The sequence below is a fragment of the Pleomorphomonas sp. NRK KF1 genome (genome assembly GCF_023721755.1).
In the GTDB taxonomy this organism is placed as follows: Bacteria; Pseudomonadota; Alphaproteobacteria; order Rhizobiales; family Pleomorphomonadaceae; genus Pleomorphomonas.
Genome location: NZ_JAMDLH010000010.1, coordinates 132,915 through 157,483 on the forward strand (window position 1 = coordinate 132,915; position 24,569 = coordinate 157,483).

21 protein-coding genes and 1 pseudogene are annotated in these 24,569 nt (G+C 65.7%); 16 read left to right on the forward strand and 6 right to left on the reverse strand.

Annotated features, from left to right (window positions below):
* Window positions 1-45: 45 nt before the first annotated feature.
* Together purB and M4J39_RS21095 are read right to left on the reverse strand one after the other, a co-directional pair.
* Window positions 46-1,371 (reverse strand): adenylosuccinate lyase, encoded by a 1,326-nt coding sequence (gene purB, locus M4J39_RS21090; protein ID WP_251730466.1) that lies wholly within the window; start codon window positions 1,369-1,371, stop codon window positions 46-48.
* Between the two features lie 169 nt (window positions 1,372-1,540).
* Window positions 1,541-2,101 carry a flavin reductase gene (locus M4J39_RS21095; RefSeq protein WP_251730467.1) on the reverse strand — a complete coding sequence of 187 codons (561 nt, stop codon included), beginning with the start codon at window positions 2,099-2,101 and terminating at the stop codon, window positions 1,541-1,543.
* A 376-nt stretch (window positions 2,102-2,477) separates the two neighbouring features.
* On the opposite strand from M4J39_RS21095, the gene M4J39_RS21100 reads away from it, so the two are divergent.
* The 11 genes and pseudogenes from M4J39_RS21100 (at window position 2,478) to recO (ending at window position 13,277) form a co-directional block, all read left to right on the forward strand.
* The gene (locus tag M4J39_RS21100; protein WP_251730468.1) at window positions 2,478-3,398 is read left to right on the forward strand and encodes a branched-chain amino acid ABC transporter permease; all 921 of its coding nucleotides are present in this window, start codon (window positions 2,478-2,480) and stop codon (window positions 3,396-3,398) included.
* A gap of 2 nt (window positions 3,399-3,400) precedes the next feature.
* Entirely contained in the window at window positions 3,401-4,795 is a 1,395-nt protein-coding gene (livM, locus tag M4J39_RS21105; RefSeq protein ID WP_251730469.1) for a high-affinity branched-chain amino acid ABC transporter permease LivM, read from the forward strand.
* Window position 4,796: 1 nt separating this feature from the next.
* Window positions 4,797-5,651: pseudogene (locus M4J39_RS21110) on the forward strand (ABC transporter ATP-binding protein); the annotation flags it as partial.
* 26 nt (window positions 5,652-5,677) lie between these two features.
* Window positions 5,678-6,415, forward strand: a complete 738-nt coding sequence (locus tag M4J39_RS21115; protein ID WP_251730471.1) for an ABC transporter ATP-binding protein — start codon at window positions 5,678-5,680, stop codon at window positions 6,413-6,415.
* A 68-nt stretch (window positions 6,416-6,483) separates the two neighbouring features.
* Window positions 6,484-6,831 carry a DUF6867 family protein gene (locus tag M4J39_RS21120; RefSeq protein ID WP_251730472.1) on the forward strand — a complete coding sequence of 116 codons (348 nt, stop codon included), beginning with the start codon at window positions 6,484-6,486 and terminating at the stop codon, window positions 6,829-6,831.
* A gap of 164 nt (window positions 6,832-6,995) precedes the next feature.
* The gene (locus M4J39_RS21125; protein ID WP_251730473.1) at window positions 6,996-8,114 is read left to right on the forward strand and encodes a branched-chain amino acid ABC transporter substrate-binding protein; all 1,119 of its coding nucleotides are present in this window, start codon (window positions 6,996-6,998) and stop codon (window positions 8,112-8,114) included.
* A 140-nt stretch (window positions 8,115-8,254) separates the two neighbouring features.
* Window positions 8,255-9,370 carry a branched-chain amino acid ABC transporter substrate-binding protein gene (locus tag M4J39_RS21130; RefSeq protein WP_251730474.1) on the forward strand — a complete coding sequence of 372 codons (1,116 nt, stop codon included), beginning with the start codon at window positions 8,255-8,257 and terminating at the stop codon, window positions 9,368-9,370.
* Window positions 9,371-9,519: 149 nt separating this feature from the next.
* Window positions 9,520-11,145, forward strand: a complete 1,626-nt coding sequence (locus M4J39_RS21135) for a hypothetical protein (RefSeq protein WP_254005035.1) — start codon at window positions 9,520-9,522, stop codon at window positions 11,143-11,145.
* Window positions 11,138-11,914, forward strand: a complete 777-nt coding sequence (locus M4J39_RS21140; RefSeq protein WP_251730476.1) for an RlmE family RNA methyltransferase — start codon at window positions 11,138-11,140, stop codon at window positions 11,912-11,914. Before M4J39_RS21135 ends, M4J39_RS21140 begins: the two co-directional genes overlap by 8 nt.
* Complete coding sequence (locus tag M4J39_RS21145) at window positions 11,911-12,528, forward strand: RecX family transcriptional regulator (RefSeq protein ID WP_251730477.1); 618 nt, start codon at window positions 11,911-11,913, stop codon at window positions 12,526-12,528. The genes M4J39_RS21140 and M4J39_RS21145 overlap by 4 nt, the downstream gene beginning before the upstream one ends.
* A gap of 11 nt (window positions 12,529-12,539) precedes the next feature.
* Window positions 12,540-13,277, forward strand: coding sequence for a DNA repair protein RecO (gene recO, locus M4J39_RS21150; RefSeq protein WP_251730478.1), 738 nt, complete (start codon window positions 12,540-12,542; stop codon window positions 13,275-13,277).
* Window positions 13,278-13,491: 214 nt separating this feature from the next.
* Here recO and M4J39_RS21155 read toward each other — a convergent pair whose 3' ends face one another.
* Both M4J39_RS21155 and M4J39_RS21160 read right to left on the reverse strand, forming a co-directional pair.
* Window positions 13,492-15,120: a class I adenylate-forming enzyme family protein gene (locus tag M4J39_RS21155; protein ID WP_251730479.1), complete on the reverse strand. Its 1,629-nt coding sequence runs from the start codon at window positions 15,118-15,120 to the stop codon at window positions 13,492-13,494.
* A gap of 41 nt (window positions 15,121-15,161) precedes the next feature.
* Window positions 15,162-16,985 (reverse strand): extracellular solute-binding protein, encoded by a 1,824-nt coding sequence (locus M4J39_RS21160; protein WP_251730480.1) that lies wholly within the window; start codon window positions 16,983-16,985, stop codon window positions 15,162-15,164.
* Between the two features lie 364 nt (window positions 16,986-17,349).
* Here M4J39_RS21160 and M4J39_RS21165 point away from each other — a divergent pair, with 364 nt between their 5' ends.
* On the forward strand, window positions 17,350-18,024 hold the full coding sequence (locus M4J39_RS21165; RefSeq protein WP_251730481.1) for an invasion associated locus B family protein: 675 nt from the start codon (window positions 17,350-17,352) through the stop codon (window positions 18,022-18,024).
* Window positions 18,025-18,099: 75 nt separating this feature from the next.
* Here the strand turns inward: M4J39_RS21165 and M4J39_RS21170 are convergent, their stop codons facing one another.
* A complete protein-coding gene (locus M4J39_RS21170; protein WP_251730482.1) occupies window positions 18,100-19,542 on the reverse strand; it encodes a catalase in 1,443 nt (480 codons plus the stop codon).
* A gap of 109 nt (window positions 19,543-19,651) precedes the next feature.
* Here M4J39_RS21170 and M4J39_RS21175 point away from each other — a divergent pair, with 109 nt between their 5' ends.
* From M4J39_RS21175 to M4J39_RS21190, 4 genes are all read left to right on the forward strand, one after another.
* Entirely contained in the window at window positions 19,652-20,566 is a 915-nt protein-coding gene (locus tag M4J39_RS21175) for a LysR substrate-binding domain-containing protein (protein WP_251730483.1), read from the forward strand.
* Window positions 20,567-20,752: 186 nt separating this feature from the next.
* Window positions 20,753-21,175, forward strand: coding sequence for a nucleoside-diphosphate kinase (ndk, locus tag M4J39_RS21180; protein WP_251730484.1), 423 nt, complete (start codon window positions 20,753-20,755; stop codon window positions 21,173-21,175).
* A gap of 184 nt (window positions 21,176-21,359) precedes the next feature.
* Entirely contained in the window at window positions 21,360-21,902 is a 543-nt protein-coding gene (locus tag M4J39_RS21185; protein ID WP_251730485.1) for a response regulator, read from the forward strand.
* Window positions 21,903-21,946: 44 nt separating this feature from the next.
* Window positions 21,947-23,620: an NAD+ synthase gene (locus M4J39_RS21190; RefSeq protein WP_251730486.1), complete on the forward strand. Its 1,674-nt coding sequence runs from the start codon at window positions 21,947-21,949 to the stop codon at window positions 23,618-23,620.
* 18 nt (window positions 23,621-23,638) lie between these two features.
* Here M4J39_RS21190 and M4J39_RS21195 read toward each other — a convergent pair whose 3' ends face one another.
* A complete protein-coding gene (locus M4J39_RS21195) occupies window positions 23,639-24,376 on the reverse strand; it encodes a peptidase (protein ID WP_251730487.1) in 738 nt (245 codons plus the stop codon).
* Window positions 24,377-24,569: the final 193 nt, after the last annotated feature.

A 24,569-nucleotide genomic window follows, 5' to 3' on the forward strand; every position in this document is an offset into this window, starting at 1 on the left:
CCGTGGTGGACGGGAGCCCCGGTGATCCGGGGCTTCCCATCGCTGTCATTCGCCGAACACGCGGGCGAAGATCGTTTCGACGTGCTTCAAGTGATAGTCGAGGTCGAACTTGTCGCGGATCTCTTCCTCGGAGAGGGCGGCGCGCACCTCGCTGTCCTTCAGAAGCTCCGACAGGAAGTCGACGGTCGAGCTGCCACCGTGGTGGTAGCTTTCCCAGACCTTCATGGCGTTGCGCTGGACGAGGCGGTAGGCGTCCTCCCGCGAGACGCCGGCCTGCGTCAGCGCCAGCAGGATGCGCTGCGAATGAACGAGGCCGCCGAGACGATCCATGTTGGCGACCATGCGCTCGGGGTAGACCAGGAGCTTGTCGACGACGTTGGTCAGACGGGCGAGGGCGAAGTCGAGCGTGATGGTGGCGTCGGGGCCGATGTAGCGTTCCACCGACGAGTGCGAGATATCGCGCTCGTGCCAGAGGGCGACGTTCTCCAGAGCCGGCGTCACGGCGGCGCGAACGACGCGGGCAAGGCCGGTGAGGTTCTCGGTCAGCACCGGGTTGCGCTTGTGCGGCATGGCCGACGAGCCCTTCTGGCCGGGGGAGAAATACTCCTCGGCTTCCAGAACTTCGGTGCGCTGCAGGTGGCGGATCTCGATGGCGAGGCGCTCGACCGACGAGGCGACGACGCCGAGCGTGGCGAAGAACATGGCGTGGCGGTCGCGCGGGATGACCTGCGTCGAAACCGGTTCGGGCCGCAGGCCCAGCGCCTCGGCGACATGGATCTCGACGCGCGGGTCGATGTTGGCGAAGGTGCCGACGGCGCCGGAAATGGCGCAGGTGGAAATCTCCTCGCGAGCGGCGACGAGACGGGCGCGGCAGCGGTCGAACTCGGCGTAGGCTTCGGCCATCTTCAGCCCGAAGGTGACCGGTTCGGCGTGGATGCCGTGGCTGCGGCCGATGCAGACGGTGCGCTTGTGCTCCTTGGCGCGGCGCTTCAGCGCGGCGAGCAGGGCATCGAGGTCGGCGATCAACAGATCGGCGGCTCGCTTCAGCTGAACGTTGAAGCAGGTGTCGAGCACGTCCGAGGAGGTGAGGCCCTGGTGGACGAAGCGGCTGTCGGGGCCGACGAACTCGGCCAGATGGGTCAGGAAGGCGATGACGTCGTGCTTGGTGACCCGTTCGATCTCGTCGATGCGGTCGACGTCGAATGTCGCTGCACCGCCCTTCTCCCAGATGGTCTTGGCCGCGTCCTTTGGCACCACGCCGATGGCGGCGAGGGCATCGGTGGCGTGCGCCTCGATCTCGAACCAGATGCGGAACTTGGTCTCCTGGCTCCAGATGGCGGTCATCTCGGGGCGGGCGTAGCGCGGGATCATGGCTCGGCCTTCTCTTGTGGGAATGGGCGCGGTTTAGCAGGAAGGGCGAGGGGGCTCAACCGGCCTCGCAACGCCGCGCGCAGCCCGGCAGTCCGGAGACTCATGAACTGAGTCCGAATTCAACAGTAATTATATGATTTTAAACGGTTTTCTGACTCGGTGGGTCGGTTCAGGCTTCGCTGTAATGTCTGTCGTGGTAGATCAACACTTCCTTGGCGCCGTCGGAATCGCGTGGCTTGGTCAGCGTGGCGACCACGGTGCCGAAGTAGACCGTATGCGAGCCGACGTCCTGGAACGACAGCAGGCGGCAATCGAGCGCCATGATGGCATCCTTCAGAACGGGCGAACCGGTGGAAAGCACCGTCCAGTCGCCGTGCTTGAAGCGGTCTTCCAGGTGCAGTCCGGTCCGGCCGGCAAAAATATTGGCCAGTGTTACTGCATCTTTAGGTAGCAGGTTGATCGAGAACTGAGCATTCTCCTGCATAAGCCTGTTTTGCGGGCTCTTGCGGTTGAGGCAGGCCAGCACAGTCGGCGGATCGTCGGACACGGAGGCGACGGCGGTGGCCGTAAAACCGGCCTTTCCCGCAGGACCTGCGGTGGTCACGATGCTGACGCCCGAGGGCAAGCGGGCGATCGCATCGCGAAATGCCTCGCCGGTGGCCGGCGACAGTGCATTCGTGGCGCTTTCCTGCCCAGAAAAGTCGCGCTCGGCTGTGCTGTCGGTGGCCATTGTCGTCTCTCGCAAAGCGAATCCGTTGATCTGCCTACGCTTATCACGAACGGAGCGCCTGTCAGACCCCCCATAATGCGGTCACGCCAAAAACGGCAAACTTCTTGCATAGGGGTGGCGGGGCGCGGGTTGCACTTTGATCGAGCCTTTTCGGAGATTACGCGTAAATCACCGAAATATAGCCTGATCACAGGGTTATTCGCCGGCTATTGGTGCAAATGGCCGAATTTATCTTCTTGAGGGGGGATTCCGTATGCAATGACAAGGGGCTCGGTTGTCTTGATCGATCGATCCTGTTAATGGAATCCATAACGCCCACAAATGAAGCAGCCTGGAAAATGCTGCCACCAAGGGCGTCTGCAGGGGGTCTCAGTTTATGGAAGTTTTCGTCCAGCAGGTGATCAATGGGATCACGATCGGATCGCTGTACGGTCTGATCGCCATTGGTTACACCATGGTTTTCGGCATCATCGGCATGGTGAATTTCGCCCATGGCGATGTGTTCATGGTGTCTGCCTTCTTCGCTCTCATCTTTCTCCTGGTGCTGACGTCCTGGCTCGGCATCGCCTCGATGACATTGGCGCTTATTCTCGTCATGGTCGTGGCGATGGTGCTGACAGGATTGCTCGTCTGGGCGATCGAACGCGTCGCCTATGCGCCACTCAGAGGCTCCTTCCGCCTCGCGCCGCTCATCTCGGCCATCGGAATGTCGATCGTGCTGTCGAACTTCATCCAGGTCGCCCAGGGTCCGCGCAACAAGCCGATCCCGCCGGTGACGCGCGACGTCTACACGCTGTGGGAAGGCGCCAACGGCTACCCGGTCAACCTTTCCCTCAAGCAGATCATCATCTGGGTGGTGACGGCGCTGCTGCTCGCCGCCTTCTGGTACGTGGTGCAGAAGACGGCGCTCGGCCGGGCGCAGCGCGCCTGCGAGCAGGACCGCAAGATGGCCTCGCTGCTCGGCGTCAATGTCGACCGCACCATTTCGCTGACCTTCGTCATCGGCGCGGCGCTGGCCGCCGTCGCGGGTACGCTGTTCCTCATGTACTACGGCGTCGTGGTGTTCTCCGACGGCTTCACGCCGGGCGTCAAGGCGTTCACGGCGGCGGTTCTCGGCGGCATCGGCTCGCTGCCGGGCGCGGTTCTCGGCGGGCTCCTGATCGGCCTCATCGAGACATTGTGGGGCCAGTATGTCTCGGCCGACTACCAGAACGTCGCCGCCTTCTCGATCCTGGTCATCGTGCTGATCTTCATGCCGCAGGGCCTGCTCGGTCGTCCGGAAGTCGAGAAGGTCTGATCATGAACTCAGCTGTGAAGTCCAAAGACGGGGCGGGCATCGATTTCGGCCGCGCCCTCAAGGATGGCGTGCTCATCGGGATCGTCGCCTTCGCCCTGCTCGGGCCTCTGGTCGGCCTCAAGACCGACCAGAACATGGCCAACGAACTGATCCTGCAGAACAGGCTCGGCCTCGCCGCCATATTGTCGGTGATCATCGGCGTCGGCAGGTTCCTGCTGTCGGCCTTCATCTACCCATGGATCGCCGCGCGCGGCCGCCGCAGCAAGTCGGCGGTGACGCTGGCCGAGCTGGAGGCGCGGGCAAGGGTCACCCGGGGGCTTTCGGTCACCGGTCTGGTCTTCCTGTTCGTCTACCCGATCCTGATCATCTCGCTGTTCGGCGTGCAGGGATCGATCAAGTGGGTCGACAACTACGGCGTCCAGATCCTGATCTACGTGATGCTGGGCTGGGGCCTCAACATCGTCATCGGCCTCGCCGGACTGCTCGACCTCGGCTACGTCGCCTTCTATGCGGTCGGCGCCTACTCCTACGCGCTGCTCGCCATCAACTTCCACCTCAGCTTCTGGGTGCTGTTGCCGGTGGCCGGCATTCTCGCCGCCTTCTGGGGCATCATCCTCGGCTTCCCGGTGCTCCGGCTCCGGGGCGACTATCTCGCCATCGTCACGCTGGCCTTCGGCGAGATCATCCGTCTGGTGCTGATCAACTGGAAGGACTTCTCAGGTGGCTCGGCGGGTATCTCGTCGATCCCCAAGGTGACGTTGTTCGGCATCTACTCCTTCGACATGGGCGCCTCCAACAGCTTCATCAAGGCGTTCCATCTCTCGCCGTCGTCGGCCTATTACAAGGTGTTCCTCTACTACCTGATCCTGCTTCTGGCGCTGCTCACCGCCTTCATCACCATCAGGCTTCGCCGCCTGCCGATCGGCCGCGCCTGGGAGGCGCTGCGCGAGGATGAGGTGGCCTGCCGGTCGCTCGGCATCAATACCACCAACACCAAGCTGACGGCCTTCGCCATCGGCGCCATGTTCGGTGGCTTCGCCGGATCCTTCTTCGCTGCCCGTCAGGGCTTCGTCTCGCCGGAATCCTTCATCTTCATGGAGTCGGCGGTCATCGTCGCCATCGTGGTGCTGGGCGGCATGGGATCGATGATCGGCGTCGCGCTGGCGGCGGTGGCCATGATCGGCGGCACCGAGCTCCTGCGCGAGCTCGACTTCCTGAAGCTGGTGTTCGGCAAGGACTTCAACCCCGACCAGTACCGCATGCTGCTGTTCGGCCTCGCCATGGTGATCATCATGGTGTGGAAACCGAGAGGCTTCGTCTCAGCTCGTCAGCCGACCGCCTTCCTGTTCAAGCGGAAGACGGTTTCAGGCGATCTCGTGAAGGAAGGCCACGGCTGACATGACCACCTCTCATCGGAACTGGGACAGCGATCCTGTCCTCACCGTCGAGCATCTGACCATGCGCTTCGGCGGTCTCGTGGCGGTGAACGACCTTAGCTTCTCCGTCGGTCGGGGCGACATCACGGCGCTGATCGGTCCCAACGGGGCCGGCAAGACGACGGTGTTCAACTGCATCACCGGCTTCTACAAGCCGACCACCGGCATGATGTCGATGCGGACGCGGGACGGATCGCTGCATCTTCTCGAGCGGCTGCCCGACTTCGTGGTTGCGCGCAAGGCCAAGGTGGCCCGCACTTTCCAGAACATCCGCCTGTTCTCGGGCATGACGCTTCTGGAAAACCTGCTGGTCGCCCAGCACAATCCGCTGATGATCGCTTCGGGCATGACCATTCTCGGCGTGCTCGGCATCGGCGGCTACAAGACCCATGAACGGGAAGCGATCGAACGGGCCCGTTACTGGCTCGACAAGATCGGTCTCATCGATCGTGCCGACGACCCGGCCGGCGATCTGCCCTACGGTGCCCAGCGCCGCCTGGAGATCGCCCGCGCCATGTGCACCGGTCCGGATCTGCTCTGCCTCGACGAGCCGGCGGCCGGCCTCAACCCGCGTGAATCGGCCGAGCTCAACGCGCTGCTGCTGTCGATCCGCAAGGACGACGGCACCTCGATCCTGCTCATCGAGCACGACATGTCGGTGGTGATGGGAATCTCCGACCATGTCGTCGTGCTCGAATACGGCACCAAGATCGCCGACGGTACGCCCACCGAGACGCGGAACGATCCGCGCGTCATCGCCGCCTATCTCGGCGTCGACGACGAAGAAGTGGAAGAGATCGAGCACGAGCTCGACGAGACGACCGGCAGCGAAGGGGGCAGGGCATGAGCGCCACGGACACCAAGCCCCTGCTGACCATCAGGGGCGTCAAGACCTATTACGGCAACATCATCGCGCTGAAAGGGGTCGACGTCGACGTCCACCAGGGCGAGATCGTCACGCTGATCGGCGCCAACGGCGCCGGCAAGTCGACGCTGATGATGACCATCTGCGGCAACCCGAGGGCCCGCGAGGGTTCGATCGTCTACGACGGACAGGACATCACGCGCCTGCCGACCCACGAGATCGCCCGCCTCCGGATCGCTCAGTCGCCCGAGGGGCGACGCATCTTCCCGCGCATGACCGTGCTCGAGAATCTGCAGATGGGCGCGTCGATCGACAACATGGAGTTCTTCGACACCGACATCCAGTACATGTTCGACCTGTTTCCCCGCCTCAAGGAGCGCCTCAACCAGCGCGGCGGCACGCTTTCGGGCGGCGAACAGCAGATGCTCGCCATCGCCCGCGCGCTGATGGCCCGGCCGAAGCTGCTGATGCTGGACGAGCCGTCGCTCGGTCTGGCGCCGTTGATCGTCAAGCAGATCTTCGACGCCATCCGCGAGCTCAACCGGCGCGACGGCCTCACGGTGTTCCTGGTCGAGCAGAACGCGTTCCATGCGCTGAAGCTCGCCCATCGCGGCTACGTGATGGTCAACGGCGTGATCACCATGAGTGGCTCCGGCCGCGAACTTCTCGAGAACCCCGAGGTGCGCGCCGCGTATCTCGAGGGTGGTGCCCACTAACACTGGCTGGGCCTGTGGTCGTGGGAGAGCGGTTCTGCTTTCCCCGGCAGGCCCTAAGGAGAAAGATCATGCAGGGCATCCTCTACGAAGAGGCGTCGAGCCTCACCTTTATCTTCGTCACGCTTCTTCTGGGCGGCCTCGGCGCCTGGATGACCGGCCGCGCCTGCGCCAAGACGTGGCGGCCGAGGCCGGTGATGGCGGTTTACGTGGCGATCCTCTCCGTCGGCATCCGTTTCATCCACTTCTCCATCTTCAGCGGCACGTTGCTGTCGCTGCACTACTACCTCGTCGATGCGATCGTGCTCGAAGCCATCGCCTTCGCCGGATTCCAGTTTACGCGCGCGCGGCAAATGGCTACGCAGTATTACTGGCTCTACGAGTTGACCGGTCCCTTCTCCTGGAAGGGGCGCGGTTGAGCGGAAACGGCGAGGCCGGGGCTGGAATTTCAGCCGTGGCCAGGCGTTCCGGGTGGCGACCGGCAAATGGAGCAGGGGTTTTCTCCGCCGGCCGCCGCTTAGTACCCAGGGCTCGGGAATGGGCCCGCTAGACTTCCAGTGACAGAAAAATGGGAGACCACAACATGAAGAAGTTCCTCCTGTCCGGCGTCGTGTTTGCCGCTGGCCTCGCCTTCGCCGGCGCAGCTTCGGCCGACGTCATCATCGGTGTCGCCGGCCCGCTGACCGGTCCGAACGCCGCTTTCGGCGCGCAGCTTCAGAAGGGTGCGGAGCAGGCCGCCGCCGACATCAACGCCGCCGGTGGCATCAACGGCGAGAAGGTGGTGATCGAGCTTGGCGACGACGTGTCGGATCCCAAGCAGGGCGTTTCGGTCGCCAACAAGTTCGTGGGTGACGGCGTCCAGTTCGTGGTCGGCCACTTCAACTCGTCGGTCTCGATCCCCGCGTCCGACGTCTATGCCGAGAATGGCATTTTCCAGGTGACGCCGGCCTCCACCAACCCGAGCTTCACCGAGCGTGGCCTGTGGAACACCTTCCGCGTCTGTGGTCGCGACGACCAGCAGGGCGCCGTCGCCGGCAAGTACATCGCCGAGAAGCTCGCCGGCAAGAAGGTGGCCGTGCTGCACGACAAGACCACCTACGGTCAGGGCCTCGCCGACGAGACCAAGAAGGCGCTCAATGCCGCCGGCGTCACCGAAGCCCTCTATGAAGGCGTCAATGTCGGCGACAAGGACTTCTCGGCCCTCATCTCCAAGATGAAGGAAGCCGGCGTCGAGGTCATCTACTGGGGCGGCCTGCACACCGAAGGCGGCCTGATCGCCCGCCAGTCGGCCGAAGCCGGCCTCAAGGCGACGATGATGTCGGGTGACGGCATCGCCTCCGACGAGTTCGCCGCCATCGGCGGTCCGGCCGTCGAAGGCACGCTGATGACGTTCGGCCCCGACCCGCGCCAGAACCCGGCCGCTACTGACGCCGTGAAGAAGTTCCGCGACGCCGGCTTCGAGCCCGAGGCCTACACGCTCTACAGCTACGCCGCCGTGCAGATCATCGCCGCCGGCGCCAAGGCGGCCGGTTCGACCGACCCGCAGGCGGTGGCCGAGAACGTCCGCAAGGGCGAGCCGATCGCGACGGTCATCGGCGAGCTGGCCTATGACGAGAAGGGCGACCGCAAGGACGCCGACTACACCGTCTACGAGTGGTACAAGGCCGACGACGGCAAGATCACCTACAAGATGCTGCCGTAAGTCGTCCTTCGGCCGCTTCGGCGGCCGGAACAGGCACTTCGCATCGGGCGCCGCCGGTCACTCCGGCGGCGTTCCGTTTTGCAGGCCAAGCTGCTATTGCTGCCTGCAACAGGGTGGATGGCAGAGGGCATCGGTTGGTCATGATGAGCATGTTGGGCGGCATTCGTCGGGCTTGTCTTTCGGTCGCGGCCCTGGCCGTCATCCTTGTGCCGGCGCGGGCCGAGGTGGTGATCGGCATCGCCGGCCCGATGGGCGGAAGCTTTGCCGATGTCGGCCGCGACATCAAAGCCGGCGTGGAGATCGCCGTGGCGACGGCCAACGCGCGCGGCGGCATTGGCGGCGAGAAGATCCGGACCGTCGCCGTCGATGACAAGTGCGAGGCCGAGACCGCTGCGGCGGTTGCCAACCAGTTGATCGGCAAGGGCGTACGGGCGGTGATCGGTCATGCCTGCACGGCGGCGGCGCTGCCGGCCGCCCGCGTCTACGCCGACGCTGGCGTGCTCTTCCTGTCGCCAGCCGCCACCAACCCGCGCTTCACCGACGAGAAGGTCGGCGACGGGGTGTTTCGCTTGACGATCCGCTCCGATCGGCAGGGGCGGGCGATCGCCGACTACCTGAAGGCCAGGTTCGACGGCAAGCGGGTCGCCTTCGTTCACGACGGCAGCGTCTATGGCCAGGGGCTGGTCGAGCAGGCGGCCAAGCTGTTCGCCGACCAAGGCGGGGCCGTCGCCATGACCGAGAGATTCACGCCCGGCGAGAAGAGCCAGAACAACCTGATCGGCAAGATCCAGGATGCTGCGGTGTCGGCGGTGGTGATGGGCGCCCTCCAGGCGGACGCGGCGGTGATCGCCGGCGAGATGCGCGCGCGCGGCCTCGATGCGGCGCTCATCGGCAATGAGTCGCTGGCGCTGTCCGAGTTCAAGGCGCTGGCGGGCGACGCCGCCGAGGGTACGGTGTTCTTTCTGCCCTTCGTCGACAAGTCGTTGCCACAGGCGGTGGGGCTGCTGCTGTCGCTCGAGGAACGGCAGCTGATGCCGACGGATACCGTCTTTACCGCCCATGCCGCCACGGAAGCGGCGATCGCCGCGCTGAACGCGGGTGGCGACCTTGCCGCGCAGGCGGAGTTCCTGCGTGGGAGCGGCGCCAACACCGTGCTCGGCAAGGTCACGTTCGACGCCAAGGGCGACTGGAGCGGCGGCACCTATGAGTCCTACGTCTGGCGGGGAGACACCTTCGCCCTCCTGCCACAAGACTGACGCGCGTTTCCATCGGTTCTCCCGCGACCGGCCGCCTTTGCGCGGCTTTTACTGGCGTTTGCTGCCGGCAACTGGTACTGTCGATCCGACGACAAACGAGCAAGCGTGCCGCTCGAGCCCCCGTGTCGTTCCCGAAAGGGAGCGTGCGGATGATTGGCCGGATTGTCCCGCAACGGACGCCGGCTCCTGGATCGCGGCGCGCCGGAGTACTCTCAGTGGGTGACGCGGGCGACCAAAGCGACCGCGCAGACTCCACGCGAGGACGTGCCGATTCCGCAGCCAATGCGGGGGACGGAGCGTCCGGTGTCCTGTCGAAGCGGGCGGCGCGACGCCGCCGCAAGCGCCGGTCCGGTTCGGGCACGGCGGGTGACAGGACCTCGGTGGGACATGCGCCAACACCGGGCGACAAGCCGCCGGAGCGGGCAACCGCGCAGCCGGCGCGTGCCGATTCGCCTTCCATTTCATCCCCCGACAAGCCGTCTGCCGACAAGTCGGAAGCGCCGGCCGGCCGGACGCGCGACGATGGCGCCAGGCGCCGGCGGCGACGCGGTCCTTCGAAGGGTGCCCTGCGCGGCGTGCGCAAGCCCGGCCGGGAGGATGGTCGCTCCGACGACGGACGAAGCCGCGAGGGCGACCGCCGCAAGGGCGGCGATCGGCATGCCGATGCCGGCGAGGCACGGTCGGCCGCCGGCCAGGGACACCATGGCCATCACGGTTCGCACGGGCGCGACGGCCGTCGTGGTCTGCCGGCGACGGGACCGCTCTACGCGGCGCTCGATCTTGGCACCAACAACTGCCGCCTGCTGGTGGCCGAGCCGCAGGATCGTGGCTTTCGCGTCGTCGATGCCTATTCGCGCATCGTCCGGCTCGGCGAGGGCATAGGCCGGACCGGACGCCTCTCCGACGCGGCGATGGATCGAGCGGTCGACGCGCTCGCCGTCTGCCGGGGCAAGCTGGCCGATCTCAAGGTTCGCCGGATGCGGCTGATTGCAACCGAGGCCTGCCGGCTGGCCGACAACGGCCCGCTGTTTCTCGATCGTGTGCGGCGGGAGACCGGCCTCAACCTGGAAATCGTCAGTCGGGAGACCGAGGCGCGACTTGCCGTGGCCGGCTGCGCCACGCTGATCGATCCGCGCTCTCAGGGCGTGCTGCTGTTCGACATCGGCGGCGGCTCGTCGGAGCTGGTCTGGCTCGATCTCCGGCGGCGGGGCGAGGCGCGCGGCTTCGCGCTCACCCGCTTCATCAAGAGCTGGACGTCTTTGCCGGTCGGCGTCGTCACGCTCAGCGAGCGGCATGGCGGCCACATGGTCACGCCCGACATCTACCGCGACATGGTCGAGGAGGTGGTGGGGCTTCTTGAGGGATTCGACGGCATGGACGGCGCCGCCGAGCTGGTGGCCTCGGGCGGTGCGCACATGCTGGGTACGTCCGGCACGGTGACGACGTTGGCCGGCATTCATCTCGGCCTCAAGCGCTATGACCGTCGCCGCGTCGACGGCGTCTGGCTCGATGGCGGCGAGGTGGACGACATGATCGATCGCCTGACCGGCATGGGCTACGATCAACGCGTCGCCAACCCCTGCATCGGCTCCGATCGCGCCGATCTGGTGCTGGCCGGATGCGCCATTCTGGAAGCCATTCGCCGCAAGTGGCCCTGCCAGCGGTTGCGCGTCGCCGATCGCGGTCTGCGCGAGGGTATCCTGGTCGAACTCATGGCCCGCGACGGCGTCTGGCGTCGCCGGCCTCAGCCCGCAAGGACGGAAGCGCATGTCTGACAAGGGAAAATCCGGTGGAGACAAGCCGGCCGGTCCGGACAAGTCCAAGGGTAAAGGGCGGGCCGAGACGGGCCTCAAGGTCAAGGTGAAGACGGCGCGCGGCCGTACCGCCTCGTCGGTGCGCTGGCTGCAGCGCCAGCTCAACGACCCCTATGTGGTCAAGGCGCGCAAGGAAGGCTGGCGGTCGCGCGCCGCCTTCAAGCTGATCGAGATCGACGAGAAGTACCACCTCCTGAAGCCGGGCAACCGGGTGGTCGACCTGGGCGCCGCGCCGGGCGGCTGGTGCCAGGTGGCGGCCAGGAAGACGGGGTCGACGCCGGGCAATCCGCTGGTGGTCGGCATCGACTATCTTGAAATGGACGGCGTGCCGGGCGTGGCGCTGCTTCAGAAGGACTTCCTCGACGACGACGCGCCGGACGCGCTGATGGCCGCCCTCGGCGGGCACACGCCCGACGTGGTGCTTTCCGACATGGCGGCGCCGACCACCGGCCACCACAAGACCGACCATCTTCGCACCACCTACCTCTGCGAGGTGGCGGCCGCCTTTGCCGTCGACGTGCTTCGGCCGGGCGGCGCCTTCGTCGCCAAGGTGTTCCGGGGCGGTACCGAGAACGAGCTTCTGGCGACGCTGAAGCAGAACTTCGCGCAGGTCTTCCACTTCAAGCCGCCGTCTTCGCGGCAGGAAAGCGTGGAGATGTACGTCGTCGCCAAGGGCTTCAAGGGGCGGCCCTCCGCCGGGACGGAGGCGGACGAGGACGCGCAGCCGTGAGCGGCGCGCCTCCCGGCGCTGATGGCTGGGACCGCATCCCCGACGAGCCGGATGGCTCGATCCGGGCGACACCGACCGAACCCCGGAAGCTGCGCGACAAGCTGCGTCGCTCCGGCTTTGCCTATCTTCAGCGCCACTCCGCTTCGGAAGCGCATTTTTCCGGCCTGATGGAGCAGAAGCTTCGGCGATGGGAGGCGGCGGGCTACGTCGCTTTGGGCGAAGCCCGCGCTGCCGATCTCGTCGCCGAGCTGACCTCGGAGTTTCGCGAGCTCGGCCTTCTCGACGACGCCGGCTTTGCCGCCTCGCGCGTTGCCTCGGCGCGTCGCAAGGGCGCCTCGCGCCTCAAGATCGCTCTCGGTCTTCGGGCGAAGGGCGTCGACGGCGAACTGGCGCGGGCGGCCATCGATGACGAGGGCACCGACGAGACGGTCGCGGCGCTCCGCTTCTGCCGTCGGCGACGGATCGGTCCGTGGCGGCGGGGCGAGCGACCGGATCGGGACGGTCTCAACCGGGAGATCGCCATCCTGGCGCGGCAGGGTTTTGCCACTCAGCTCGGACGCGCCGTCGTGCTACTGTCGCTTGAGGAAGCCGAGGACAAGCTCGGCGCGATTTGAGACTGTCGTCGATGGAATGGGTGTCGGAAGCGCTGCTGATCGGCCTTCGCCCGCATGGGGAGACCAGCGCGGTGATCGAAGTGATGACGCCCGACTACGGTCGTCATCTCGGCCTTGTGAAGGGCGCCCGCTCGCGGCGCCTGCAGCCGGTTCTGCAGACGGGAAACTCGCTGCTGGTCAACTGGCGGGCGCGGCTTGAGACGCATCTCGGTCTGTTTTCCGTCGAACTGTCGGAAGCGCGGGCGGCGCGGCTGATGGAAAGCGCCTCCGGTGTGTTCGGCGTGCAGATCGTTGCCGGCCACCTCAGGCTCCTGGCCGAACGCGAGGCGCATGCGGGTCTCTACCGGGCGGCGATCGCGCTGCTCGACCATCTCGACGGCTTGCTGCAATCGGCGGCGCTGATCGCCCGCTTCGAGCTGATGCTGCTCGACGAACTGGGCTTCGGGCTCGATCTGTCCTGTTGCGCTGCGACAGGACGAACCGACGATCTTCGCTTCGTCAGCCCCAGGTCGGCCCGTGCGGTCTCGGCCGAAGCCGGCGCGCCCTATGCCGACCGCTTGCTGAAGCTGCCCGCCTTCCTGTTGTCTGGCGCGGACGACAGTCCGGATGCCGCCGATGTCGTCGCGGCACTGAAACTCACGGGCTTCTTTCTCGACCGACATGTCGCCGGCCCCCGGGCGATCGATCTGCCGACGGCGCGAACGCAAATGCTCGGCAAGCTGGAAGCCGAACGGCGCGGCCTATCGTAGATTTCCTTGGTTACCCAGAGTGTTACCTTACCCTCTCCCTGTTCCCTCTCCCACAAGGGGCGAGGGGACGCGGTTGGAGCCTACCCACTTCTGGAAAGCTCGTCCGGTTCAGAATAAGGGGGGCGACAAATCCGGTCGTCCCCTCGCCCCTTGTGGGAGAGGGAACAGGGAGAGGGGTAAACCTATCTGGATTTCGATATACTGGCCGAGTGACTCACGCCACAGCGGCGAGAAACAGTGCCTCGCGGCGCACCGTGCCGTCGGCATTGCGCGGGATCTCCGGCACGGACACCAACGCCGCCGGGCGGTCGAGCTTGCCGGCCTCCTCGCCCTCCAGCCAGATCAGGAGATCGGTCAGCGATGGCCGCTCGCCGCTTCTCGGCACCACGGCGAGGCCCAGGCGATGGCCCACCGGGCCGGCTTCGATCGGGAAAACGGCGGCGTCCTCGACGCTGGGATGACGCGAGAACAAGGCATCGAGCCGTTTCGGCGACACGGTGATGCCGGCGATGCCGATGGTTTCGTCGAGAGTGCCGGTGATGGTCAGGCGTCCCTCGCGCTCCTCGGCGGCGAGGCCGGTGCGAAGGAAACCATCCGAGGTGACGCCAAGCAGGGCGCTGCGCCGGCCGGACTGCGGTTCGGGCCAGGGCGCATCGGGAATGAGGGCGCCGCCGAGCAGCAACTCGCCGCCGTCCGCCTTGCGGCCGCGCGCGCCAGCCTTGGCCTTGACCCTCGCTTCGAACAGGATCGGCGCCGCGCTGAGGCCACCCATGTGCGCCGCGCCCGCCGGCAGCGCCACAGAGCCCCCGTCGGCATCGCGAGCGCGCGGTATGAGGCAGAGGCCGCCGAGCGTCAGCAGGTCGACGGTGCGAGCGGCCGGTGCCGGTGCCAGACCGAGGCCGACACCGACGGCCGAGAAGGCAAGGGGACGGTCGAGCTGAGCGGCGAGCGGGGCGACCATCACTTCCGGCAGCACGATGCGGTCGGCGCCCACGCTCTCCACCGCCTCGGCGAGGCCGGCGAGCGATGTGCCGTGATGGAAGGCGACGCGGCCGCCGGACATCAGGGCCGTGACGATCGAGCCGGCGACCGAGGCCAGGCTGGCCGGATGCATGGTGGAGACAATCGTCTCCGGCGCCACGATGCCTGCCTCAAGGAGGTGGCCGGTGGCGATCGCCATCAGTTGGTTGTGGCTGTAGGGAACGATCAGCAACTCGTCGTCGGGCGTGCGGGCCATGGAGAGCAGGGCGATGTGGTCGGCCGCTTCGCCGCGCCGCGTCACCTCGGGCGGTTCGCCCAGCGCATCGAGATCGGCCAGCACTTCGGAGAGGTCGATCAGGCCGTCCGGCTGGCCGTCGCCGACGGCGAAGACGAAGCGGATGGCGAAGGTATCGGCGGCGACATCGCGGACCAGTTCGCCCGAAGGTTCGCTTTCGATTTCCGAAGCGGTGACCATGGCCTTGATCGACGCTGCCTCGATGGCCGCCTCGATTTCCGATTTGGTCCAGTAGATCGGCAGTGGCGCGACCACGAGGCCGGCCTTCAGAGCCGCAAACAGGATGATGGCCGCGTCGGCGCAGGGCGGCAGGTGAATGCCGAGCACCATGTCCGGCCGTAGGCCGACGGCGGCGAAGAAGGCGGCGAGGCCATTGATCCGCTTTTCCGCCCCAGCAAAGCTGTAGGTGGCGGAAAGGCCGGGCACCGCGCCCACGCCGACGTCCTCGAAGGCGATCGTCTCGGGCGCCACCGCGGCGGTGCGGCGCAGCAGCTCGACGAGCGTCACATTGCTCCAGACTCCGGAGGCGACGTAGGTTTCGGCTCGTTGTTCGGACGTCAGGATCATCGCGCGTTTCCCTGTATGCGCTCGGGTTCCGTTACGTGGCGTCAGGACTTGCCGTCCGCCCACCAGGCGGGCGGCTGGATGCCGGTCAGTGCCGTCGTCTCCGGCCTATGGACACGCGTCCAGCGGGCGACCAGATCCGTGGGCAGGTGATAGAGCGGTATGCAGTAGAGACCGGAGATCAACAGACGGTCGAGGGCACGCACGGCCGCCTCGAACTCGTCACGGCCGGTGGCGGCGAGAAGGGCGTCGATCATGGCGTCGATCGCCCGGCTCGATGCGCCGGCATAGTTGAAGGTGCCCTCGGTGACGGCGGCCTTCTGCGACCAACGGTTCATCTGTTCGTTGCCCGGTGACAGCGACGCCGTCCAGAGCATCTGCAGCATGTCGAAGTCGAAGGACTTCTGACGGTCGTAATACTGCGTCGAATCGACGAGGCGCACCGACATGTCGATGCCGACCAGCTTGAGCGTCGCCTGATAGGCGAGGGCAAGACGTTCCTCGTCGGGCACCTTGGCCATGAACTCGAAGGCGAATGGTTTGCCGTCGGCATCCACCAGCCGCTTCCCGTCGAGCTTCCAGCCGGCCTCGCCGAGAAGGTCGAGGGCGGCACGCAGCGCCTTGCGGTCGCGGCCCGTGCCGTCGCTGACCGGTGGCGCATAGGTACCGTCCATGACGTCGGGCCTGACCTGATCCTCGTAGGGGGCGAGCAGCGCCTTCTCGTCATCCGAGGCGGGGACGCCGAGCGCCGACAGGCTCGACCCCTCGAAATAGGAGCCGCTTCTTGCGTAGGCGCCGTAGTAGAGCGTCCGATTGACGGCTTCGAAGTCGAACAGCAGCGTCATCGCCTCGCGCACGCGGACGTCCTTGAAGATCTCCCGGCGCGTGTTGAACACGAAGCCGGTCATTCCCTTGGGCGAGCCGTTGGCTATCTTTTCGAGGACGACGCGGCCGTCCTTGGCGGCCGGGAAATCGTAGGCCTTGGCCCAATGGCCGGGGTCGGTGTCGATGTAGACATCGAAGGCGCCGGACTTGAAAGCTTCGAAATAAGCGGTGCTGTCCTTGAAATACTCGATACGGATCTCGTCGAAATTGTCGAGCCCGCGCTTGATGGGCAACTCCCGCGCCCAATAGTCCGGGTTGCGCTTCAGCACCACCTGCCGACCTTCGTCGACGCTCGCCACCTGATAGGGGCCCGAGCCCAGAATGGGCTTCATCGACGACTGGTCGAAGGTTTCGGGATCCACCGCATGCTGGGGCAGGATCGGCGTGTAGCCGCCAATGAGCAGCGGCAGCTCGCGGTCGCCGCCATCGGCAAAGGAAAAGCGCAGGGTGCGCTCGCCGACGCGGTCGATCGATACCACCTTGTCGAAGCGGCGCTTGTAGACCGGGCGCCCCTTCGTCTTCAGCAGGTCGACAGTGAACAGCACGTCGTCGACCGTTACCGGCTGACCGTCGGCGAAAGTGGCCGCCGGATTGAGCGTGAACTCCACCCAACTGCGGTCGGGTGGCATTTCGACGCTCTCGGCGAGGAGACCATAGAGCGAAAAGGCCTCGTCGGCCGACCGATGGAGCAGCGTGTCCCAGACATTGTAGCCGTAGAGCACGTCCGACAGGCCGCGCGGCGCGTTGCCCTTGACGATGAAGGGATTGAGACTGTCGAACGAACCGGGGAAGCCAAGGGCGAAAGTGCCGCCCTTGGGGGCGGTGGGATCGGCATAGGGAAGATGGTCGAAGCCGGCGGGAAGGGCGGGCTCGCCGTGCATGGCAATGCCGTGGGCCGGCGCGGCGCGGGCCGGCAGCGACAGAAGGAGGGCGGCGCTGGCGGTGCCAAGACAAAAGACGCGGCGAGTAATGACGCCAGACATGAACCAGGCTCCGTTCGGAAGCGAATCTTTCCGAGACGTTAACACGTTCGTCCTGTTCGGACCGATGATTTTTGGTTCGAGCGGTGCGCGGTCCACCGCCGAACCGCACGCTGGAACACGGCTTTTTCCGTCTGGGACCATCGGGTCACCGTGTTGCCCAATTTTGACGTCATCGGGTTTTGCGACTTCCGGGCGGTGGGGCGAGGTGCGCCCCGCGCGCCGCAGGGGAGAGAGAAAGTCACTTTCGGCAGGCTTCCTGGGGCTGAGATTGCGCGAAGCGCTGTTGACAAGTCGATCGAAATCAGACGATCGGTAGCGCCACAGATGTGTGCCTCCGGATCGACGCATGCAAAGGATTGGGCGAATGGCAACAGTTAACTCCTTCAGGACTCTGGGCTGCGTGGCGGCGCTGCTTTTGTCGGCGACGGCCGCTCTGGCTCAGGACAAGCCGGCCGCGCCGGCCGAGGCTCCGGCCGCCAGCGATGCGGCTGCCCCCGCTGCGTCGGCCGACAACCCCTGGAACAAGCTCTGCGGCCAGGATGCGCGCACCAAGAAGCAGGTCTGCTTCACGGTTCGGGAGCTGCGCACCGACAGCGGTCAGTTCCTGGCCTCTGCCGGCGTGCGCGAGGTTGACGGCGAGACCCGAAAGATTCTTCTGGTGCAGACGCCTGTTGCCATGCTGCTTCAGCCGGGCATCCGCGTTCAGGTTGACCAGAACACCCAGGTGCCGGGCAAGTACACCATCTGCATGCCCAACGCCTGCTTCGCCGAGATCCCGATCACCGACGACTTCACGGCGTCGATGAAGAAGGGCAAGGACCTGATCATCACCACGCAGAATCAGCAGGCCAAGGCGCTGAACTTCCCGATCTCGCTAACGGGCTTCACCGCGTCCTACGAGGGCCCGGCGATCGACACCGCGGCGCTGCAGCGCCAGCGCGAGCAGCTCGCCTCCGAGGTGCAGCGCAAGGCCAAGGAAGCCCAGCAGAAGCTGCTGGACGCGCAGAACGCCGCCTCCGGCGCCGCTGCCAAGCCCTGATCAGGGCGCCTTTCGAAACGAACGAAGCCCGGCGGGTCTCCCAGCCGGGCTTTTTTCTGTTCTGTGGCGCGCCGCTCAGGCGACGCGGAGCGCCTGGCGGACGCCGGCCGCGTAGGCCGGATCGGCCTTCTCGAAGTGGCCAAGCTGGCGCTCGACGATTTCCAGCGGCACGCCGGCCATGGCGGCGGCGATGTTCTGGAAAAGGCGCTGCCGCTGTCCCTCGTCGAACAGGCGGAACAGGGCGCCGGCCTGCGAATAGTCGTCGTTGCCGGCGCGGTGGTCGTAGCGGTCGGCGTCGCCGGAAATGCGGAGCGGCGGTTCGCGGTACTCCGGCGCTTCACGCGGACCGCCGAAGCTGTTGGGCTCGTAATAGGCGTCCACATTGGCCTTGTTGGGCATGAAGTTCATGGCACCGTCCTTGTGATAGTGATGGACGGGGCATTTCGGCGCGTTGACCGGCAGCGCCTCATAGTGGGTGCCGAGCCGGTAGCGGTGGGCGTCGGCGTAGGAGAAGATGCGGGCCTGCAGCATCTTATCGGGCGAGAAGCCGACGCCGGGCACGATGTTGGACGGCGAGAAGGCGGCCTGCTCGATCTCGGCGAAATAGTTGTCGGCGTTGCGATTGAGCTCGAAGGTGCCGACCTCGATCAGCGGGTAGTCGGCATGCGGCCACACCTTGGTGAGGTCGAACGGGTTGTAGGGCGTCTTCTCGGCGTCGAGTTCCGGCATGATCTGGACGAAGAACTTCCAGCGCGGATAGTCACCGGCCTCGATGGCGCCGAACAGGTCCTCCTGCGTGGATTCGCGGGTGCGGCCGACGACGTCCGCCGCCTCTGCGTTGGTGTAGTGGCGGTGACCCTGCATGGTCTTGAAATGGAACTTCACCCAGAAGCGCTCGCCGGCCTCGTTGATGAAGGAATAGGTGTGGGAGCCGTAGCCGTTGATGTGGCGGACGTCGGTCGGTAGGCCGCGGTCGGAGAACAGGATGGTGACCTGGTGTAGGCTTTCCGGCGACAGCGACCAGAAGTCCCACATGGCGGTGGGCGAGCGCAGGTTGGTGCGCGGGTGCCGCTTCTGGGTGTGAATGAAGTCGGGGAACTTCAGCGGGTCGCGCACGAAGAACACCGGCGTGTTGTTGCCGACGATGTCCCAGTTGCCTTCCTCGGTGTAGAATTTCAGGGCGAAGCCGCGCACGTCGCGCTCGGCATCGGCGGCGCCGAGCTCGCCGGCCACCGTGGAGAAGCGGAGGAGCAGCGGCGTTGTCTTGCCGACTTCGGAGAACAGCTTGGCGCCGGTGTAACGGGTGATGTCGTGGGTCACCGTCAGCTCGCCGAAGGCGCCCCAGCCCTTGGCATGAACGACGCGCTCGGGGATGCGCTCGCGGTTCTGGTGAGCGAGCTTTTCGATGAGTTGCCAGTCCTGCATCAGCACCGGACCGCGTGAGCCGGCGGTGAGCGAGTTCTGGTTGTCGGCGATCGGGGCGCCGGCGGTGGTGGTCTGGATCGGTCTGTCGGTCATGGCGGCTCTTCCTGACGGAGGTTGGTTTTGTGTCTGTTGCCCCCGACATGACGGCATTTTCTGGAATCATTCCAATTGCTTTGTCCGGCCGGGCTGATAGGATTTTCCTATGAGGATCACCCTGCGTCAGTTGCGCTATCTCGATGCGCTCGCCGCCGAAGGTCACTTCGGCCGCGCCGCCGACAGGGCGGCGGTCAGCCAGCCGGCGCTGTCGGCCCAGATCCGCGAACTCGAGGACGCGCTCGGCTGCCAGTTGGTCGAGCGCGCCGTATCCGGCGCCAGGCTGACGGCGGCCGGCGCCGTCGTCGTCGAACGTGGACGGCGCATTCTCGCCGAGGTCGGCGATCTCGAAACCTTCGCCCGTGTCGCCGCCGATCCCAAGGCCGGCTCCTTGCGGCTCGGCATCATTCCGTCGATCGGTCCCTATCTGCTGCCGAAGCTGCTGCCGGCTCTGGCCGAGGTCTTTCCCGCTCTCAAGGTCAGCGTGCGCGAAACGGTGACGGCCACCCTGGTGGGCGAGCTGCAGGATGGCGGCCTCGATCTCGTCATCGCCAGCCTGCCGCTCGGGGATCCGTCGTTCTCGGAAATGCCGGTGTTTACCGATGCCTTCCTGCTGGCGATGCCGGCGGCGGGGCCGCTGTCGCTCGGCGTCTTCGAAAGCGCCGCCGACATTCCCACCGAAGCGCTCCTGTTGTTGGAAGACGGCCACTGCCTGCGCGATCAGACGCTCGCGTCCTGCGGCGCACTCGACGCCCGGCGACTGACGCGGGCGGGCGTCACCTCGCTGGCCACCATTCTGCAACTGGTGGCGGCGGGGCAGGGGGTCACTCTTTTACCAGAGCTTTTCCTCGCCGCGACGCCGCTCGATGCCGTCCGTGTCCATCTCCGTCGCTTCCATGCGCCCGAGCCGCATCGCACGGTCGGTCTCGCTTGGCGGAAGAGCAGCCCGTTGTCGGAGTTGTGCGGGCAGATCGCCGGCCTGATCGCCGGGATGAAGCCGGCGATCATTGACCTGCCGAGGTGAAAGGACATCCCAGCAAACCGGAGCGCGGCGCTCCTTCGATTTCCTTGTCGGGCAAGGATTTCCGCGGTCTCACAGTCCTTGCCGCGCTTGCCCCGGTGCCGTCCCGCCGCTATAAGCGCGCCTGACCAGAGCTCCGGCACCGACCGGACCCCGGCCTTGCAGCCAACCACAGAGGGGCAGACTTCCATGGCGATCGAACGTACCTTCTCGATGATCAAGCCCGACGCGACCCGTCGTAACCTCACCGGCGCCATCACCGCCAAGCTCGAAGCGGCCGGCCTGCGCGTCGTCGCTTCCAAGCGCGTATGGATGAGCCGCAAAGAGGCCGAGGGCTTTTATGCCGTCCACAAGGGCAAGCCCTTCTATGACGAGCTGGTCGACTTCATGTCGTCGGCCCCGACCGTGGTGCAGGTGCTCGAAGGCGAGAACGCCATCGCCAAGAACCGCGAAGTGATGGGCGCCACCAACCCCGAGAAGGCTGCCGAAGGCACCATCCGCAAGGAGTTCGCGCTGTCGATGGGCGAGAACTCGGTGCACGGTTCCGACGCGCCGGAGACGGCCGCCCAGGAAATCGCCTACTGGTTCTCCGAGACCGAAATCGTCGGCTGACGCGTTCTCGCATTCCAACCGAAAAATAAACGGGCGCCCCGGTCGGGCGCCCTTTTTTGCGCCCGATCATCGTTTAGAAAACGTTGCGGTCGTAAACCAAATTTTCTTCATTCCATGGCAAGCCTCAAGCTCGGAAGAGGAGCTATTACGTCTAGCAGGTTGTTGTCGTAGGGTTTTTCGCTTCATGATCGATCCGACGGATCAAGGTACATACGTGCGTCTCGACGCCCTGCGCGTCGGTATCGTCGACGACAGCGCCTATTTTCGCAAACTTGCGGAAACGATGCTGGGGGCTTTTGGCGTACGCGTCATCCTGCAGGCCGCCACCGAGGCGGAGGCCTTGAGCATGGTCATGACGCAGTCGCCGGACGTGTTGCTGCTCGACTGGAATCTCGGCACGGCTGGCAATGGCGCCGCGCTGCTCGATCTTCTGCGCCGCCATCCCGACGAGCGGGTCTCGACCCTCGCCGTGGTCATGGTCACCGCCTATGCCGACAAACGCCGTATGCTTTCGGCGGTGGAACTGGGCGCCAACGACGTGCTGGTCAAGCCATTGTCGGCGCGGCGTCTCTACGAACGGCTTGCCGAGCTGTCGTCGGCGCGGCAGCTTTATGCACGGCGCGGCAACCGGCTGGTGCCGGCCGTGCCGCCGGCCAAGGTCATCCATGACGGGCCAAGCGAAATCATTCGGGTGCGTTCACATTTTCTGAGCAAGCCGACCCATTGATTCCGTTGCCGTAGCGAGGGCTTTCTGGCTAAATCGCCGCCATCATGACAAGCTCTCCTCGCTCCCTGAAGCTCGCGCTCGCCCAGGCCAACCCGGTAATGGGCGACATTTTCGGCAATCTCGACAAGGCGCGACAGGCCCGCGCCGAAGCGGCGCGGCTTGGCGCCGACCTCCTGATTCTGCCCGAGCTCTACATCGTCGGCTACACCCCGGAGGATCTGGTGTTGAAGCCGGCCGTGCAGCGCGATTGCCGGCGGGCCATCGAGCGTCTGGCCGCCGAGACGGCCGACGGTGGGCCGGCGGTGCTCATCGGCACGCCCTGGCTGGACGACGACGGAGCGCTGCGCAACGCGGCGGCCCTGCTCGACGGCGGCGTCGTTGCCGCTCTGCGCTTCAAGGCCGACCTGCCCAACTACTCCGTGTTCGACGAGAAGCGGGTGTTCCAGCCCGGTCCGTTGCCCATGCCCGTGACTTTCCGCGGCATCCGGCTCGGCCTGCCGGTTTGCGAGGACATCTGGAAGTCCGAGGTCGTCGAGCATCTGTCGGAGACCGGCGCCGAGCTCCTGATCGTCATCAACGGCTCGCCCTACCGCTGGACGGTGATGGGTGAGCGGGTCGAGATCGCCACGGCGCGCGTCGTGGAAAGCGGTCTTCCCATGGTCTACCTCAACACCGTCGGAGGCCAGGACGAGCTGGTTTTCGACGGGGCCAGCTTCTGCCTCAATCCCGACCGCGAAGTGGCCTGCCGCCTGCCGGCCTTCGCCGAGGCGGTGGCGCTGGTCACGCTCGCCGAGGGGGCGGACGGCTGGCGGGTCGTTCCCGGCGATGTCGCCCCATATCCCGACGTTCAGGCGGCCAACTGGCTCGCCTGCGTCGTCGGACTTCGCGATTATGTCGAGAAAAACCGCTTCCCCGGCGTTGTGCTCGGTCTTTCCGGCGGCATCGACTCGGCCGTCGTCGCGGCGATGGCCGTCGATGCCTTCGGGGCCGACAAGGTCCGCTGCCTGATGCTGCCCTATCGCTACACTTCGGCCGACAGCCTTGAGGATGCAGCGAAATGTGCCGCCCTGCTCGGCGTCCATTATGACGTCGTCGCCATCGCCGATCCGGTGGAGGGGTTCCTCAAGTCGCTCGGGCCGCTGTTCGAGGGCACCAAGGCCGACACCACCGAGGAAAACCTTCAGTCGCGCGCCCGCGGCACGATCCTGATGGCCGTATCCAACAAGTTCGGGTCGATGGTACTGACCACCGGCAACAAGAGCGAGATGTCGGTCGGCTATTGCACGCTGTACGGCGACATGAACGGCGGCTTCAATCCAATCAAGGACCTCTACAAGATGCAGGTCTACGGCTTGGCCGAGTGGCGCAACGCCCATCGCCCGGAGGGGTTGAAGGGGCCGGCCGGCGAGGTGATCCCGAAGCGCATCATCACCAAGGCGCCGACGGCCGAGTTGCGCGAGAACCAGACCGACCAGGACAGCCTGCCGCCCTATCCGGTGCTGGACGCTATCCTGAACGGTCTCGTCGAGGAGGAGAAGACGGTGGCCGAACTGATCTCCGCCGGTTTCGACGAACCGACAGTGCGCCGGGTCGAGCATCTGCTCTACATCGCAGAGTACAAGCGTCGGCAGGCGGCGCCTGGCGTGAAGATCACCACCAAGAACTTCGGCCGCGACCGCCGCTATCCGATCACCAACCGGTTCCGCGACCGAGGGTAGGGGAAGGGCGGGGCCTTCCTATTTGTACGGCGGGATGGGGATCGCCCGGTAGGCGGCGCGCAAGGCGGCGCTCCAGCGTTCGCGCAGATCGTGGAAATAGGGCTCGCCCGGCTCGATGCGGTGCAGGATGTCATGCGCGATGGCGTCGCGCTTGACCGTCACCAGATCGATCGGCATGCCGACGCCGAGGTTCGAGCGCATGGTCGAATCCATCGAGATCAGACCCAGCTTCACCGCCTCGATGAGATCGGAGGAGAAGGTGATGGCGCGGTCGAGGACCGGCTTGCCATACTTGTGCTCGCCGATCTGCAGGAAGGGCGTGTCCTCCGTGGCCTCGATGAAGTTGCCCTGTCGGTAGACCATGAACAGGCGGAGGCGCCCCTTGGCCACCTGGCCGCCGACCAGCATGGTCACCTCGAAGCCGGCGTTGGACTGTTCCAGTGCCTCGCCGTCGATGCGGTAGACCTCGCGCACGGCGCGGCCGACGAGCTGGGCCGTCTTGAACATCGATGGCGTTGTCCAGATGGTCTCCATCTGGCCGGTTTCCTTGTTCTCGATGCCTTCATTCAGAAAGGACAGAACTGCCTGGGTGATGGCGAGATTGCCGGCGGTAGCCACCGCGATCATGCGGTCACCCGGCTTTTCGAAGATGTGCAGCTTCTTGTACTGGGAGACGTTGTCGAGACCGGCGTTGGTGCGCGTGTCCGCGATCATCGTCAGGCCTTCCTTGACGAGGATGCCGACGCAATAGGTCATCTCTTTCTCCCGAGAGGCTGAATTTCCGTCTTGTTTAGATCATCGGTCTGCGATTCCAAAGCGCCATTTGCGCGGGGGCGCCCATCGATGGATGCGGCATCGTCCGAACGGGGGAGGGGAAAAGAAAAGGCCGGATATCCATGAGGATACCCGGCCTGAAGTCTGCGATCGTCCGCACGGACAAGCGGGAGCC